18 protein-coding genes, 1 pseudogene and 1 riboswitch are annotated in these 13,043 nt (G+C 70.7%); of the genes and pseudogenes, 6 read left to right on the top strand and 13 right to left on the bottom strand.

The genetic code is table 11. From position 1 onward, the window contains the following. Both PHN62_RS10930 and PHN62_RS10925 read right to left on the bottom strand, forming a co-directional pair. A pseudogene (locus PHN62_RS10930) lies at positions 1–157 on the bottom strand (HslU--HslV peptidase proteolytic subunit); the annotation flags it as partial. Positions 158–215: 58 nt separating this feature from the next. Beyond that, complete coding sequence (locus PHN62_RS10925; RefSeq protein ID WP_300150330.1) at positions 216–443, bottom strand: excalibur calcium-binding domain-containing protein; 228 nt, start codon at positions 441–443, stop codon at positions 216–218. A gap of 158 nt (positions 444–601) precedes the next feature. Here PHN62_RS10925 and PHN62_RS10920 point away from each other — a divergent pair, with 158 nt between their 5' ends. After that, a complete protein-coding gene (locus PHN62_RS10920; RefSeq protein ID WP_300150318.1) occupies positions 602–1,150 on the top strand; it encodes a hypothetical protein in 549 nt (182 codons plus the stop codon). 16 nt (positions 1,151–1,166) lie between these two features. Here the strand turns inward: PHN62_RS10920 and PHN62_RS10915 are convergent, their stop codons facing one another. The 11 genes from PHN62_RS10915 to PHN62_RS10865 all read right to left on the bottom strand — a co-directional run bounded on the left by PHN62_RS10915 (position 1,167) and on the right by PHN62_RS10865 (position 8,421). Further along, positions 1,167–1,922, bottom strand: a complete 756-nt coding sequence (locus PHN62_RS10915) for an ABC transporter permease (RefSeq protein ID WP_300150315.1) — start codon at positions 1,920–1,922, stop codon at positions 1,167–1,169. Further along, positions 1,919–2,698 (bottom strand): ABC transporter ATP-binding protein, encoded by a 780-nt coding sequence (locus tag PHN62_RS10910; protein WP_300150312.1) that lies wholly within the window; start codon positions 2,696–2,698, stop codon positions 1,919–1,921. Before PHN62_RS10910 ends, PHN62_RS10915 begins: the two co-directional genes overlap by 4 nt. A gap of 4 nt (positions 2,699–2,702) precedes the next feature. Further along, positions 2,703–3,656 carry an ABC transporter substrate-binding protein gene (locus PHN62_RS10905; RefSeq protein WP_300150310.1) on the bottom strand — a complete coding sequence of 318 codons (954 nt, stop codon included), beginning with the start codon at positions 3,654–3,656 and terminating at the stop codon, positions 2,703–2,705. Positions 3,657–3,719: 63 nt separating this feature from the next. Continuing rightward, a riboswitch (TPP riboswitch) is annotated at positions 3,720–3,836 on the bottom strand. 124 nt (positions 3,837–3,960) lie between these two features. Next, positions 3,961–4,173, bottom strand: coding sequence for a hypothetical protein (locus PHN62_RS10900; RefSeq protein ID WP_300150308.1), 213 nt, complete (start codon positions 4,171–4,173; stop codon positions 3,961–3,963). A gap of 81 nt (positions 4,174–4,254) precedes the next feature. Beyond that, positions 4,255–4,734 carry an ATP F0F1 synthase subunit B gene (locus PHN62_RS10895; protein ID WP_300150306.1) on the bottom strand — a complete coding sequence of 160 codons (480 nt, stop codon included), beginning with the start codon at positions 4,732–4,734 and terminating at the stop codon, positions 4,255–4,257. Positions 4,735–4,738: 4 nt separating this feature from the next. Then, positions 4,739–5,278 (bottom strand): F0F1 ATP synthase subunit B', encoded by a 540-nt coding sequence (locus tag PHN62_RS10890; protein WP_300150304.1) that lies wholly within the window; start codon positions 5,276–5,278, stop codon positions 4,739–4,741. Positions 5,279–5,361: 83 nt separating this feature from the next. Then, positions 5,362–5,601, bottom strand: a complete 240-nt coding sequence (locus tag PHN62_RS10885) for a F0F1 ATP synthase subunit C (protein ID WP_018632960.1) — start codon at positions 5,599–5,601, stop codon at positions 5,362–5,364. A gap of 40 nt (positions 5,602–5,641) precedes the next feature. After that, positions 5,642–6,367 (bottom strand): F0F1 ATP synthase subunit A, encoded by a 726-nt coding sequence (locus PHN62_RS10880; protein ID WP_300150299.1) that lies wholly within the window; start codon positions 6,365–6,367, stop codon positions 5,642–5,644. 71 nt (positions 6,368–6,438) lie between these two features. Next, on the bottom strand, positions 6,439–6,786 hold the full coding sequence (locus PHN62_RS10875) for an AtpZ/AtpI family protein (protein WP_300150296.1): 348 nt from the start codon (positions 6,784–6,786) through the stop codon (positions 6,439–6,441). Positions 6,787–6,964: 178 nt separating this feature from the next. Next, positions 6,965–7,810: a DsbA family protein gene (locus tag PHN62_RS10870; protein ID WP_300150293.1), complete on the bottom strand. Its 846-nt coding sequence runs from the start codon at positions 7,808–7,810 to the stop codon at positions 6,965–6,967. Next, the gene (locus PHN62_RS10865) at positions 7,807–8,421 is read right to left on the bottom strand and encodes a DUF721 domain-containing protein (RefSeq protein ID WP_300150291.1); all 615 of its coding nucleotides are present in this window, start codon (positions 8,419–8,421) and stop codon (positions 7,807–7,809) included. The genes PHN62_RS10870 and PHN62_RS10865 overlap by 4 nt, the downstream gene beginning before the upstream one ends. Before the next feature lie 186 nt (positions 8,422–8,607). Here PHN62_RS10865 and PHN62_RS10860 point away from each other — a divergent pair, with 186 nt between their 5' ends. The 5 genes from PHN62_RS10860 to PHN62_RS10840 all read left to right on the top strand — a co-directional run bounded on the left by PHN62_RS10860 (position 8,608) and on the right by PHN62_RS10840 (position 13,011). Further along, a complete protein-coding gene (locus PHN62_RS10860) occupies positions 8,608–9,747 on the top strand; it encodes an A/G-specific adenine glycosylase (protein WP_300150288.1) in 1,140 nt (379 codons plus the stop codon). Beyond that, on the top strand, positions 9,744–11,045 hold the full coding sequence (locus tag PHN62_RS10855; protein ID WP_300150286.1) for a DUF2927 domain-containing protein: 1,302 nt from the start codon (positions 9,744–9,746) through the stop codon (positions 11,043–11,045). Before PHN62_RS10860 ends, PHN62_RS10855 begins: the two co-directional genes overlap by 4 nt. 113 nt (positions 11,046–11,158) lie before the next feature. Beyond that, complete coding sequence (locus tag PHN62_RS10850; protein WP_300150284.1) at positions 11,159–11,347, top strand: hypothetical protein; 189 nt, start codon at positions 11,159–11,161, stop codon at positions 11,345–11,347. Positions 11,348–11,377: 30 nt separating this feature from the next. Continuing rightward, positions 11,378–11,887, top strand: coding sequence for a DUF1993 family protein (locus PHN62_RS10845; protein WP_300150281.1), 510 nt, complete (start codon positions 11,378–11,380; stop codon positions 11,885–11,887). Further along, positions 11,884–13,011 (top strand): pyridoxal phosphate-dependent aminotransferase, encoded by a 1,128-nt coding sequence (locus PHN62_RS10840; protein WP_300150278.1) that lies wholly within the window; start codon positions 11,884–11,886, stop codon positions 13,009–13,011. The genes PHN62_RS10845 and PHN62_RS10840 overlap by 4 nt, the downstream gene beginning before the upstream one ends. The last annotated feature ends 32 nt before the right edge of the window (positions 13,012–13,043 follow it).

Here is a 13,043-nt window from a genome sequence, read left to right as displayed (position 1 = left end):
CGCCGACCTCCAGCCGACGCACCTTGCGGGCGTCTCCCTTCACGATGGTGGGGCCGAGGCTGACTTGTCCGTCGCCGGCCAGACAGATCACGCCGCCCTTGCGGACGGCGAGGATGGTCGTGCCGTGCATCGACGGCGAGGATTCCGAATTGCGCATGGGGCGTCATTTCGGCGAGCCTGATCGAAAGGTCAAGAGCCGCCTTGCGCCCCGGGCTTCAGCAGGCGCGCCCGGCGCGGATTTCATCCGCCTGAGCCTTGCCGCGACAAAGATTCTCGCAGGGGACGCCGTCCTTGTCGCGGTCGGCGCGGGAATAGCCGCCGCACCAGAGCTCCACCGCCTCGGCGCAGCTTTTCGCCGCCTTGCAGCTTCCCGCCTGAGCCCGAGCCTCGCCCGCCGCCCCGCCCATCAGCAGCAGCGCCGCCAGAATCGCGCCGATCCGCATCCGCACCCCTCACCTCATCCCGATTCGCGATGCGCCCATTGATTGAGGTTTTCCCGCCCCGGTCAACGCCCTCCGCAGTCCTTGACGACAGCCCGGCGAGGCGGCTTCATGAGCGCCGCCCCTCAGCCCTGAAACCCCGCCGCCAGGGAAAGCGCCTCATGTCCTCCGCCCGCCGCCTCTCCGCCTTCCTGCTCGCCTGGGGGCTCGCCGCGCCGCCCGCCCTCGCGCAGACGCCGCCCGAATTCGACTTCGCGCCCCTTCAGGCCCTGCTCGCGCCGGAGCGGGAGGATTGCCTCGAAAACGAGGGCGAATTCCTCGCGCCGGACTGGGCCTTCATCCGCCACACCGACTTCAACGGAGACGGGATCCTCGACGCGCTCTTCGACGGCGAACATCTGGAATGCGAGCCTCTGGCTTCCTTCCACAAGGGCACGGGCGGCGCGCCGCGAATCGTCTTCGTCTCGACGGGAGATCCGGCGGCGCCCTGGTCGCGGCATGACTTCCAGGCCCATGGACACGCCATCGTCTCGGCGCCCGGCGGAGGCGCGATTCCCGTGCTGCTGCTCAGCCTGCACGGCTCCTACTGCGACAGCTACGGCGCGGCGGCCTGCGTCGGGGCCTATGTCTGGAGCGAACGCTTCGTCGGCGAGCCGGGCTTCATCTCGGTCGCGCCCTTCGAAGAGGACCAGGAGGACGAAGAGGAATGAGCCCGGACCGCCCCCTTCAGGGATCCTGACGCGCCTCGGGCGCCCAGGAGGTCAGGCGGCGCGCCGCCCAGCCCACCAGCGCATGAAACACGAGCCCGAAGACCGCCAGAGTCAGCAGGGCGGCGAACATCAGGTCGATCTTCAGCCGCGCGTTGGCGTAGAGCATGAGATAGCCCAGACCCTTCGAGGCCCCCGCCCATTCCCCCACCGCCGCCGCGATGGGGGCGTAGGCCGCCGCCACCTTCAGCCCCGAGCCCAGCGCAGGCAGGGCCGCCGGAATCCGGATGCGCCAGAGCTCCGTCGAGCGGCTGGCGCCCATGACCCTCGCCATGTCGAGCAGGCCCGGATCGGCGCGGCGCAGCCCGTCGTAGAAATTCGAGGCCACGACGAAATAGATCCCGATCGCCGCCACCACGATCTTGGATTCCGGCCCGAATCCCAGCCACAGCACGATCAGCGGCGCGAGGGCGAAGGTCGGGACGGACTGGCTCAGCACCAGGAAAGGCCCGAGCCAGCGTCGCGCGAGGCTGGAGGTCATCAGCGCGATTCCCGCCGAGATCCCCGCCGCAGATCCGAGCGCGAATCCCGCGAGGCTCTCCCAGATGGTCATTCCGGCGTTGAGCCAGAGGGTCGCGTGGTCGGTCCAGAAGACCCGGGCCACCCGCCAGGGCGAAGGCAGCATGTAGGGCGGCAGATCCGCCAGCTCCACCAGCAGCGCCCAGAGCGCGATGAGGCCCGCCGCGCTGACGAGGACGTCCGTGAATCTCCTCATGGCGCGCGCCCCTCCGGAGCTTCCCCGACAGGGGGCTTGCGCAATTCGGCCAGAAGCGCCGCCTGAGCCGCCAGAGCGTCGGGCGAGGCCGGATCGCGCAGAGGCGGCGTCCTGAACCGATGGGGCTCCGCCAGACGCGCCCCCGCCGGATCCGGAACCAGCACATAGGCCCGACTCGCCAGACGCGCCGCCTCGCCCGGATCATGGGTCGCGAGAATCACCGTGCGGCCTTGCAGAAGGTCGAAGGCCAGCTCCTGCATCCGGGCGCGGGTGCCCGCGTCCAGAGCCGAAAAGGCTTCGTCCATCAGGGCGATGGGGCGATCCTCCATGAGGGTGCGCGCCAGGGCGACCCTCTGGCGCATGCCGCCCGACAGCGCCGAAGGCCGGGCTCCGGCCCAATCCTTCAACCCGACTTCGGCCAGCAGCGAATCCACCCGGGCCCAGTCGGGCTTCTCGCGCCGCAGACGCGCCCCGAAGGCGACGTTCTCGCGCACCGGAAGCCAGGGCGCGAGCAGATCGCTCTGAGCCATCCAGGCCGCCCGCCCGGAGATCGGCGCGCCATCCGCGGCGGAGGCCTCGCCGCGAAACGTCCCCGCGACCTCCAGCCCGCCGAGCAGCCGCAAGAGCGTGGATTTCCCCACCCCCGAAGCTCCCAGAAGACAGGTCCAGACTCCCGGTTCGGCCCTGAAGTCGAGGCTCCGGAAGAGAGGCCGCCCCTCGGGCAAGGTCAGATCGCCCCGAAGCCTGAGGCCCGGTCCGCGCGCGAGATCCCGCAAGGCGTCACTCCTCCGCGTTGAGGTCCACGGCGACGGCCGAGACCGGCGGCGCCTCCCGGATCATGCCCTGAGCCGCATACCAGGCCCCGAAATCCCGATAGCGCGCATGATCCAGCGCCGAGGGAATCAGGGAATGGCGTCCGCGCGTATCCGCCCAGGAGGCCTTGTTCGCCTCGTCGTCCAGATCGGGGTTATGGCTGGCGAAGGCCGCCCAGGCCTCTTCGGGGTGGTTCAGGATATAGAGAGCCCCCAGACCCACCGCCTTGAGGAACCGGCGATATCTGTCCTTGTCCTCTGCGCTGGCGCGCTCGAGGTTGGCCACGAAGATCAGATCGTCGTCGGGCGGCACGCCCCGATCCTCGGGGAAGAAGCAACGGCCCTCGACGCCCGCGGCCGCCATTTCATGGGGCTCGACGTTGCGATAGGCGCCGGTCACGGCGTCGGCCTGGCCGGAGAGCAGGGCCTGGGTCAGGGCCCAGTTGACGTTGACCATGGTCACGTCCTCCAGCTTCAGGTCCACGCTGGCGAGCAGGATCGAGACGCTCACCTCGTCCACGCCGGGGGTGGAGTAGCCGATGGTCCTGCCCTTGAGGTCTTCGAGGCTCTGGACCGGGCCGTCGGCGCGGACCAGAAGGCAGCTCAGCGGCGAGTTCAGCAGACTGCCGATGCGCTTGAGCGGGAGGCCTTCCTGATGTTCGAGATAGAGCTGGCTCTGATAGTCCACGGCGATGTCGGCGCGGCCCGCGGCCACCAGCTTGGGCGGCTGCGAGGGATCGGAGGGCGCGACGATCTCCACCTCCAGACCCTCGGCGGCGAAGAGGCCCTTCTGCTGCGCGACGATGATCGGCCCGTGATTCGGGTTCACATACCAGTCGAGCAGAAGCGTGAGCTTGTCCGCCGCCGAGGCGGGAGAAGCCGCCAGAAAGGCCGCGAAGGCCAGAAGATGGGGAGATTTCATTCGGGAGCCTCCAAATTTCGGGAGGCGAAGGCGGCGCGCGCCCGCGACGGAGCCCGAGCCCGCCCTGACGCGACGCTCATTCCCTCCGCCGGCATGATCCGGATCAGGTTCGATGGGTCGGCGCTGCGCGCCTCTCAGCCCCCGGGATCAGCCGATCCGGGGACGCCCCAATGAGCAAGGCCTCAAGCTCTGGACGCAGCGAGGCGGATTGTCAAGCAGGGAGCGGAAGGCCCTCGGGCCTCCCGCGACGACGGCCGGGCGAAAGGCGCAAGCGTCGTCCAGCGCGGCCGAAGGCTGCGCGTCTTCAGCGCGGCCAGAACGCCTGCAGACGCCTCAGGCCCTCGTGGTCGCAGCCCCAGGCGAAGGCCGAGAAGGCGAGGCGGAGGAAAACCCCTGCGAGGCCGCGGCCGCCCCAGAGCCGCCCCCCCGCCATCCGCGCCGTGATTTCATCGACGCTGGTCGGAAACATCAGCAGAGGATCGAGAAGAAGTCGTCCGTTCGTCCGGCGATCGTCCATGTCCTGAGCCTCCATGACAAAACGCCCCCTCCGGAGAGATGGGGCGTTCGTCGAATCGATCAGGAGGCGATGCGGAGAAGCTCAGTGCAGCCGCTGCGCGACTTCCTTGAGGCTCGCGTCGAGGGCGGCCTCTCCGGCGTCGCCTTCGAGGCGGGCGCCGAGCAGGCGGCTCGCGGCGGCGACGGCGGCGTCGGCGGCGGCGTCATGGACCTTGCGCTTCGCGGCGGCCTCGGCCTGGGCGATGCGCTCTTCGGCGCTCTTCAGGCGACGGGCCATGCTGCGCTCGATCTCGACCTCGGCGTCGGCGAGGGCCTTTCTGGCCTCCTCCTCGGCGCGGGCGACGATGCCCTGAGCCTCGGCTTCGGCGCTGGCGCGCTTGGCCTCGAAGCTGGCGAGCAGCGCCTGAGCCTCGGCGCGGGCGGCCCTGGCCTCGTCGAGCTGCGACTGGATGTCGGAGGCGCGCCCGTCGAGCATGTCCCCGATCTTCCGGAAGGCGCCCACATACCAGAGGATGCCCATGAAGATGACGAAGCTGAGCAGAACCCATTCGTAATCGCGCATGGCCTCAGCTCCTCTTCAGACCGGCGAGCCCGTCCTCGACCGCGCGCGAGACTTCGGCGGCGTCGGCCTTGCCGGGCAGGAAACGCTCCAGAATGGCGGCGGCCGCCTCGGAAGCCACGGAACGCACGTCGGTTTCCGCAGAGGCGCGGATCCCGGCGATGCGGGCTTCGCCTGCGGCGGTCTTCCCGGCGATGGAGGCGTCGGCCTCGGCGAGGCGCGCGGCGAGCGCGGCGTCGCTGCGGGCCTTGGCCTCGGCCAGGGTGGCCTGAGCCCGGGCGCGGGCTTCGGCGAGGGATTTCTGATAATCGGCTTCGGCCTGTCCGGCTTCGCGGCGGGCGGCCGCGGCGGCTTCGAGGCTGCCCCCGATGGCTTCATGGCGCGCAGCGAGCGCGGCCTCCATCTGCGGGATCGCCCGACGGCTCAGATACCGGTAGAGGACGAAGAGCGCCACCGCGGCCCAGAAGATCTGCGCCGGATAGGTGGAGAAGTCGAGTTGCGGCATGCCGGCCGACTGTTCGGCCGCCGCATGGGCTGGGGTCGCCATAACGCCTCCGGCTGCGGGGGGTCGCGGGATCGGATGAAGCGGAACGCAGGCCAGGCCGCGTTCCGCCGGAAGTCGTCCGAAGATCAGGCGACGAAGACCAGGATCAGCGCGACCAGGAAGCCGAAGAGGCCGAGGGCCTCGGCGAAGGCCATGCCGATGAAGAAGTTGCCCTGCTGCTCCTTGGCGGCGGCGGGATTGCGCAGCGCGCCGTTGAGGAAGTTGCCGGCCACGTGGCCGATGCCGATGCCGGCTCCGGCCATGGCGAGGCAGGCGAGGCCCGCGCCGATGTACTTTCCGAGGGCGGCGGCGGCTTCGATTTCCATGATGAGCTCCTGTTGACCGCTATGAAAGAGAAGTCGCGCCTTAGTGCATGTGCAGCGCGTCGTTGAGGTAGATCGCCGTGAGGATGGCGAAGACGTAGGCCTGGATGGCGCAGACGAGGAATTCGAGCGCCGTCACGCCGAGCATGCCGAGCATCGGCAGGACGCCGGCCACGCCCATGGCCGCCGCGAAACCCGCGAAGACCTTGAGCATCGCGTGGCCCGCCACCATGTTGGCCGCAAGACGGACCGAATGGCTGAGGGGGCGCACGAAATAGGAGATGACCTCGATCACGGCGAGGATGGGCTTGAGCCAGCCCGGCGCGTCCTTGGGCACGAAGAACGAGAAGAAATGCGTCCCGTGCTTCCTGAAGCCGATGGCCGTGACCGTGATGAAGACCGCCAGCGCCAGAGCGCCGGTCACCGCGAGGTGGCTCGTGACGGTGAAGCTGTAGGGCAGCATCCCGAGCATGTTCGCGAAGAAGATGAAGAGGAAGATCGTGAAGATGTAGGGGAAGTACTTCAGGCCTTCGTCGCCGGCCGCGTCGCGGACCATGTTGCGCACGAAGCCGTAGAAGCCCTCCGCCACCGACTGGACCCGATCGGGCACCAGGGCCCCTCCGCGCATCGCGAAGGAGAAGAGCAGGATCGTCGCGCCGACCGCATAGAACGACCAGAGCGCCGAATTGGTGAAGGAGAGGTTCAGACCTCCGAGATGGATCGGCACGATCTCCTTGATCGCGAACTGATACATCGGGTCGATGTGCATTCCGCCGCCGCTCGCGTCCGCCAAAGCTCGCCCTCTCTCGCTTGGCGCGCGCGGCGCCGGGTCTGATCCGTTCAGCCTCGCCGTGCGGAGTTATCCGCTTCCTTCGCGCTGCGCAACATCGTCTTGACGCCCGCCGCGAAGCCCAGCCCGCCGAATATCGCCGTCATGAGTGGGAAGAATCCGAGAGCCGAGTCCAGAGCCCAGCCGATCAGCCCGCCGAGCGCGACGCCGATCATCAGCTCGAGCACCATGCGCCAGGCCAGGGAGACGCCGGCGAATTTGCCGCCCCTCCATCCCGGCGCAGGTCTTTCGGGCGCCAGTTTCTCCCGCGCGCGCGCTATGCGCGCATCGAGGGCCTTGAGCGCCTCCGGATCCGCCTCGATCTTGAGTTCGGGCCTGACCGTCTCCTCGCCTTCCATTTCGGAGCTTCCCTCCAAAACAGGGCGTCGGATCCGGCCGCGGCCCGCTTCTCCCCCCTCGATCCGCCCCGGAGCTTTCGTAAAGTTTCCGCGACGAAGCGCGCGCACCATACAAAGGGGTCCATGGGGCGTCAAGGCGCGGGCTTTCGTCAGGAAGGCCCGCGCCTGCGACCAATGGTCATTTCAGCAGAGGGTCGATCGCCGCCGAGAGATCCGCCAGAGACAGCGCGCCCGGATGGGTCTTGCCGTTGATGACGAAGGTCGGGGTGGAGTTGACGTCGTGCTGGCTTTCGCCCTGACGCGCCGTGTCGAGGATCCATTGTCCCAGTTCGGCGTTCTCGAAGCAGGCGTCGAGCTTTTCGCCCGAGACGCCGCCCAGCTGCGCGATGCGCTTGACCTCGCGGACGATGCTCTGTCCGTCGCGCTGGAAGGCCCAGGAATCCTGCTGGCGCATGAGCAGGTCGATGAAGGCGTGATACTTCTGCGGCGAACCGTCGCAACGGGCGGCCAGAGAGCCGATCATCGCCGAGTCGTTCAGCGGGAAGTCGCGGTAGATGAACTGCACGAGGCCCGAATCCACATATTTCGCCTTGAAGGCGGCGGCGGTCTGGGTCTGGAAGACCGCGCAATGCGGGCAGCTCAGCGAGGCGTATTCGATCACCGTGACCTTGGCCTCCGGCGAGCCCAGAGGCGCGTCGGCCATCAGCGGCCCGCCCACGGCCGCCGCCTGGACCGCAGGCGCGGCGGGCGCCTCGGCCTCGACGGGAGCAGCAGGGGCCGGGGTCGCAGCCGGAGTCGTCGCCGGGGCCGTCGCCTGAGTCGCGGTCGCGGCTTCGGGGGCCTGGGCCACCTGAACCGGCGCGGGGGCGGCGGGCGTCGCAGAAGCGGCGGGCGCGCTCGTCGAGGCCGAGGCGGCGGGCGTCGCGCCGGAGCTGGAGGCCGATCCGGCCTGGTCGCAGGCGGCCAGAGACAGGGCGAAGACCGCCGAAGCGGTCAGGCGGAGCGTGGAATGGCGAGAAATCATGGGACCTTCCGGGAGAGAGGCCGCGCGGAGGCGGGCCGGGATGAAGGAGAAGAGACGCGGTTGCGCGCCAGACGCTCCAGCGCCGCGCGCAGCACCGGGTCGTCGATGGCGTCGAGCGCCGCCAGAGGCGAGGCCAGAGGCGGCGGAGATTCGGGCGGCGCAGGCGCAGGCGCGGCCGGAGGCGCCGAAGGCGCGAGGGTCTGGTCGACCTTCAGCCGGTCCACGACCCGGCGGCCGTAGAAGACGTTGACCCTCTCGACGATCTGGGGCGCGGCGTGGGTGAGCTCCATGGCGGCTCCGCTGCGGGCGCCGATCACGAGCAGGCCGCCTTCGTCGCTTCCGCGGAGCCCCTGGCGCAGGATCCGGATCGGACGGCAGAGCCGCGCCAGCCGCGCGCCGACGATGGTCGGCCAGTCGGCGGCGATGCGGATCTCGGAGAAGCCGCGCTTCTCGAAGACGGGGCGCATGAGCGGCGCGGCGCAATCGCCGAGGCTGACGAATCTCCGCAGCCGCGTCCCGCCCCCGGAGACGCCCGCTCCGGCCGCGCGGCGCTTCGCGCGGAGCGGGACCCGCTTCTCCGGTTCGGACGCGTCTTTCGGCGGTTCGGCCATCGGCGCGAGGCTCCTGCGGGTTCCCGGACGCGATTCCCGACGAATCGCGCCTCCAGATGCGGGCTTGAAGCCTCCGTCCGGTCCGGCGCGGACCCGGGGAGACGCCAAAGGTTGCGGCGAAGGGCGACGAGCGCCATCTTGGCCTCTTCAATAGGTGTTTTCTCAGCGATTGGGAATCAAGCCGACGTGAGCGCCCCCCCTCCCCTTCCGGATCCCCCGACCGCCCGCGCCCTCTCCGCCGGGCTTCTGGCCTGGTACGACCTGCATGGCCGGAGCCTGCCCTGGCGTCTGCGCCCCGCAGACCGCGCCTCGGGCGCGCGGCCCGATCCCTACGCCGTCTGGCTCTCGGAGGCCATGGCGCAGCAGACCACCCTCGCCGCCGTGAAGCCCTATCACGCGGCCTTCCTCGCGCGCTGGCCGAAGGTGGAGGACCTCGCCGCCGCCCCGCGCGAGGAGGTGCTCGCGGCCTGGGCGGGGCTCGGCTATTACGCCCGGGCGCGCAACCTCCATGCGGCGGCGCGGAAGCTGGCGGCGGAGGGCTTTCCGCGCTCGGAAGCCGCCTGGCGCGCGATCCCCGGCGTCGGGCCCTATACGGCGGCGGCTCTGGCGGCGATCCTCGAAGAAGAGCCCGCCGTGGTGGTGGACGGCAACGTCGAGCGCGTCATGGCGCGGCTCTTCGCCATGGAGGAGCCTCTTCCGAAGGGCAAGCCCGCCCTGCGCGCCCTCGCCGCCGCCCTGACCCCTCGGGAGCGCCCCGGAGACTACGCGCAGGCCGTGATGGATCTCGGCGCGACGGTCTGCCGTCCACGCGATCCTGAGTGCGCGCCCTGTCCCTGGCGCGACCCCTGCGCAGGCCGCAGGCGGGGAATCGCCGCGCAGCTGCCGCGCAAGACTCCGAAGGCGCCGCGTCCCGAGCGGCGGGGCGCGGTCTTCGCGGCCCTGAAGCCGGACGGCTCGGCGATCCTGCTGACCCGTCGCCCGGAGAAGGGCCTCCTCGGGGGGATGCTGGAGATCCCCGGAACCGACTGGACCGCCCTGCCGCCCGACGCCGGAGCCCGTCGCGCCGCCGCGCCTCTGGATCTGCCCTGGCGGCGGCTCGGAGAGATTAGACAGATCTTCACCCATTTCTCTCTAATCCTCGACGTCCACGCGGCCGAAGCGGCTGATCCGCGCGCCCTCCCCGGACGCGGAAGCTGGACGCCCATGGCCGAGGCGCAGGCCGCCCTTCCGGGAGTCATGCGCAAGGCCCTGACCCTCGTCCGCGCAGCCCGCGAGCCGCCGCCGCTCTGGAAGGCCGCCGATTCGTCGAAGGAAAACATCTCATGAGCCGCCCCCGCTCCCGTCTTCGCGCCGCCCTTTCGCCGGTTCTGGCGGCGCTGGTCCTGTCCTCCTGCGGCGCGGTGGAGAGCGGCCTGATCGGCGGCGCCTCGACGACCCCGACCCCCTACGCCGTGACGGCGCAGTCTCCGGCGGTGTTCGGCGCGCCCCGTCCGGGCGTGATTCCCCTGGCGGCCTCGGCGGTTCAGGCCTCGCCCCTCGCGCCCGGGACGCCCCGTCGCGCCAACGTCGGGATGGCCCGCGATTTCGTGGACCTGACCTTCCGCAACGAAGGCGGAGAGGCCCGCGCCCTCCTCGCCCGCTGGGAGGGCCCCGCGCGGGTGCGGCTCGCGGCGGAGTTCGCCGCCGAAGCGCCCTTCCTCGACGCCTATCTGGCCGAGCTTGCGGCGATCACGGGTCTGGAGATCCGCCGCGCCGGGGCTCTGGAGCCTTCCGAGATCCGGATCCGCGCGGTGCGGCCTTCGCGCTTCGCGGAGGCGGCGCCGGGCGTGCTCTGCGGCTCGCAGCATGCGGGCGACTGGCGGAGCCTGAGCGCCTTCCGGGGCGGAATCGTGGACATCCCCGCCGATTCCTCGCCCGCCCGCCGCCGGATCTGCCTCATCGAGGAGATCGCGCAGCTCCTGGGCCCGGTGAACGATCTGGAGCGCGCGCCGGACAGCATCTTCAACGACGACGGCGCCCATGTCGCCCTCACGCCCTTCGACCGCCTGATCCTCCGGACCCTCTACGCCCCCGAGATCCAGCCCGGCATGAGCCCCGAAGCCGCCCGCGCCGGAGCCCTCGCGGCCATGGCGCGGCTGAATCCGGCGGGAATCCACGGCGGCGCGCCCTCGGCGCCCGAATCGGCGGCCTGGAGCTCGGCCTATCGGGCGGCGCTGGCCGCCCATGGCCGCGACGCCCCGGGCTTCGCCTCGGCCATGGCGCGGCTCGAAGCGGCCGCCGCCGCCCTGCCCTCCGGCGACCACCGGCGCATGAAGACCCTGACCACCCGCGCCGCCGCCGCTCTGGCCCGGGGCGACGCCGCAGCCGCCGCCCGCGACGCCGAGCAGGCCCGCGCCCTCGCCCGCGCCGTCGGAGACGAAGCCCGCGAGGCCGAAGCCCTCGGACTGAAGGCGCGCGCCTCGCGGGCTTCGGGCGATCCGGCTTCGGCGTCGGCTCTGGCCGCCGAGGCCCGGGCCGCCGCGGTCCGGCTCCAGCGCTGGGATCTGGAGGAATCCCTCGCCGAACCTCCTGCGCCCGTCGCGCCTGCGCGCCTCGCGGGAGGGAGCCCCGCGGGGCGGCGCTGAGCCGCGCGGCGGCGCCTGCTTGAGGCGTCGCGTCGCGGGTCGGGGTCTTGGCTTCGCGCGGCGAAGCGCCTAAGACTCGCGGCGTCGTTCCGCAGCCCTCAGGAGGAATTCCCATGCCGCTCGTCCTCGCCGCCGCGCTCGGCTGGATCTACGGCTTCTTCCTGACGCGCCGTCGCGGCCTGCCGATCCAGGACCAGATCCACCGCGCCTTCGTCTATGCGATGGCTTTCGGGCTTGCGGCCTTCGTGCTGGGCGTGCTGGTGTCGTGGCTCTCGCCGAGCGCCCCGCCGCCGTCCGTCTGAGCGGCGGCCGGCCGAATCTCAGGAGCCCGCATGCCCCAGACCCTTCACGAGATCGCCCGCACCGTCTTTCCCCAGAGCCTCGAAGGCCTCTCCGACGTGCTGACCAAGGCCGAAGTCTGGTCGATGGAGAAGCACATCGACGCCTCGGTTCTGCTGAACTACCGGCTGACTCCCGACATGTTCCCGCTCTCCAAGCAGGTGCAGACCGCCACCGACCACGCCCGCAACGCCCTGACGCGGCTCTCCGGCGGACAGGCCCCCATCTTCGCCGACGACGCCCCGAGCTTCGACACCCTGCGCCATCGCATCGCGCGGACGGTGGCCTTCGTGCAGGAGTTCCCCGCCGAGAAGCTGGCCGACGCCGAATCCCGCGTGATCCGCATCGGCGCGGCGGGCCGCGAGCGCGAAATGGACGCCACGACCTATCTGCTGCGCTTCGCCCTGCCGAACTTCTATTTCCACATCTCGATGGCCTACGGGATCCTGCGCCATACGGGCGCGCCCATCGGCAAGCGCGACTTCCTCGGGCCCTTCACATGACCGGCGACGCCGATTCCGCTCCGCCCTTCACGCCCTTCATGGCGGGCCTTCCGGCCGAGGTTCCCTTCGTGCCGATGGAGGCCCTGCAGCGCGCGCGCGGCGGCAGGCCCTTCCGCGCGCGGATCGGCGCCAACGAATCGCGCTTTCCGCCCTCGCCCCGCGTGGTCGAGGCGCTGAAGTCCGCCGCCGGAGAGGCGCGGCTCTATGGCGATCCCGAATTCTGGGATCTGCGTTCGGCCCTTGCGGCGCGGTTCGGAGTCCGGCCGCGTCAGGTTTCGGTGGGCGAGGGAATCGACGGGCTGCTCGGGCATGTGCTGAGGCTCTTCGTCGGCCAGGGGGATCGGGTGGTCCTGCCTCAGGGCTCCTATCCGACGATGGGCTACCACATCCGGGGCCATGGCGGAGAAGCCGTGCATGTCCCCTATCTTCAGGACCGCGTGGATCCGCAGGCGATGAGCGCGGCGGCGCGGAGGACTGGCGCCAAGATCCTCTACCTCGCCAATCCGGACAATCCGATGGGCGGCTGGATCACGGGCGCCGAGATCCAGGCGATGACCGAGGCTCTGCCGCCGGACTGCGTCCTCGTGCTGGACGAAGCCTACGCCGAATTCGCCCCGCCCGAAGCCCTGCCGCCGCTCGACGTCTCGCGGACGAATCTCCTGCGCCTGCGGACCTTCTCCAAGGCCTATGGCCTGGCGGGGATGCGGGTGGGCTACGTGCTGGCCCATGAGGCGATCTGCGCGGGATTCGACCGCATCCGCAATCATTTCGGGGTGAACCGCCTCGGGCAGATCGCGGCTCTGGCGGCTCTGGAGGACGAGGCCCATCTTCAGGCGACCATCGCGGCCTCGGTGGCGGCCCGCGAGGAGCTGACCCGCATCGCCCGCGCCAATGGTCTGACGCCCCTGCCCTCGGCGACGAATTTCGTCACCATGGATTGCGGCCGCGACGGCGTCTATGCGAAGCGGGTTCTGGAGGAGCTGGCGGCGCGGGATCTGTTCATCCGCAAGCCGGGCGCTCCGGGGCTCGACCGCTGCATCCGGGTCAGCGCGGGCGCGCCCGCGGAGATGGCCCTCTTCGCCGAGGCCCTGCCCGAAGCCCTGAAGGCCGCCGCGCAGGACTGAGGCCCCCAGACCCGAGGCGCTCCCGGATCCGG

Origin of the sequence: Neomegalonema sp., assembly GCF_028688855.1 — a bacterium.
Lineage (GTDB): Bacteria > Pseudomonadota > Alphaproteobacteria > Rhodobacterales > Rhodobacteraceae > Neomegalonema.
Note: the sequence above shows the minus strand (reverse complement) of the source record. Positions and strands in the feature narration are given on the sequence as shown.

What these genes read in the sequence shown, in the direction of transcription:
- PHN62_RS10925 (WP_300150330.1), bottom strand. Translation starts at nt 443, where the DNA reads ATGCGGATCGGCGCGATTCTGGCGGCGCTGCTGCTGATGGGCGGGGCG.
- PHN62_RS10920 (WP_300150318.1), top strand. Translation starts at nt 602, where the DNA reads ATGTCCTCCGCCCGCCGCCTCTCCGCCTTCCTGCTCGCCTGGGGGCTC.
- PHN62_RS10915 (WP_300150315.1), bottom strand. Translation starts at nt 1,922, where the DNA reads ATGAGGAGATTCACGGACGTCCTCGTCAGCGCGGCGGGCCTCATCGCG.
- PHN62_RS10905 (WP_300150310.1), bottom strand. Translation starts at nt 3,656, where the DNA reads ATGAAATCTCCCCATCTTCTGGCCTTCGCGGCCTTTCTGGCGGCTTCT.
- PHN62_RS10900 (WP_300150308.1), bottom strand. Translation starts at nt 4,173, where the DNA reads ATGGACGATCGCCGGACGAACGGACGACTTCTTCTCGATCCTCTGCTG.
- PHN62_RS10895 (WP_300150306.1), bottom strand. Translation starts at nt 4,734, where the DNA reads ATGCGCGATTACGAATGGGTTCTGCTCAGCTTCGTCATCTTCATGGGC.
- PHN62_RS10890 (WP_300150304.1), bottom strand. Translation starts at nt 5,278, where the DNA reads ATGGCGACCCCAGCCCATGCGGCGGCCGAACAGTCGGCCGGCATGCCG.
- PHN62_RS10885 (WP_018632960.1), bottom strand. Translation starts at nt 5,601, where the DNA reads ATGGAAATCGAAGCCGCCGCCGCCCTCGGAAAGTACATCGGCGCGGGC.
- PHN62_RS10880 (WP_300150299.1), bottom strand. Translation starts at nt 6,367, where the DNA reads ATGCACATCGACCCGATGTATCAGTTCGCGATCAAGGAGATCGTGCCG.
- PHN62_RS10875 (WP_300150296.1), bottom strand. Translation starts at nt 6,786, where the DNA reads ATGGAAGGCGAGGAGACGGTCAGGCCCGAACTCAAGATCGAGGCGGAT.
- PHN62_RS10870 (WP_300150293.1), bottom strand. Translation starts at nt 7,810, where the DNA reads ATGATTTCTCGCCATTCCACGCTCCGCCTGACCGCTTCGGCGGTCTTC.
- PHN62_RS10865 (WP_300150291.1), bottom strand. Translation starts at nt 8,421, where the DNA reads ATGGCCGAACCGCCGAAAGACGCGTCCGAACCGGAGAAGCGGGTCCCG.
- PHN62_RS10855 (WP_300150286.1), top strand. Translation starts at nt 9,744, where the DNA reads ATGAGCCGCCCCCGCTCCCGTCTTCGCGCCGCCCTTTCGCCGGTTCTG.
- PHN62_RS10850 (WP_300150284.1), top strand. Translation starts at nt 11,159, where the DNA reads ATGCCGCTCGTCCTCGCCGCCGCGCTCGGCTGGATCTACGGCTTCTTC.
- PHN62_RS10845 (WP_300150281.1), top strand. Translation starts at nt 11,378, where the DNA reads ATGCCCCAGACCCTTCACGAGATCGCCCGCACCGTCTTTCCCCAGAGC.
- PHN62_RS10840 (WP_300150278.1), top strand. Translation starts at nt 11,884, where the DNA reads ATGACCGGCGACGCCGATTCCGCTCCGCCCTTCACGCCCTTCATGGCG.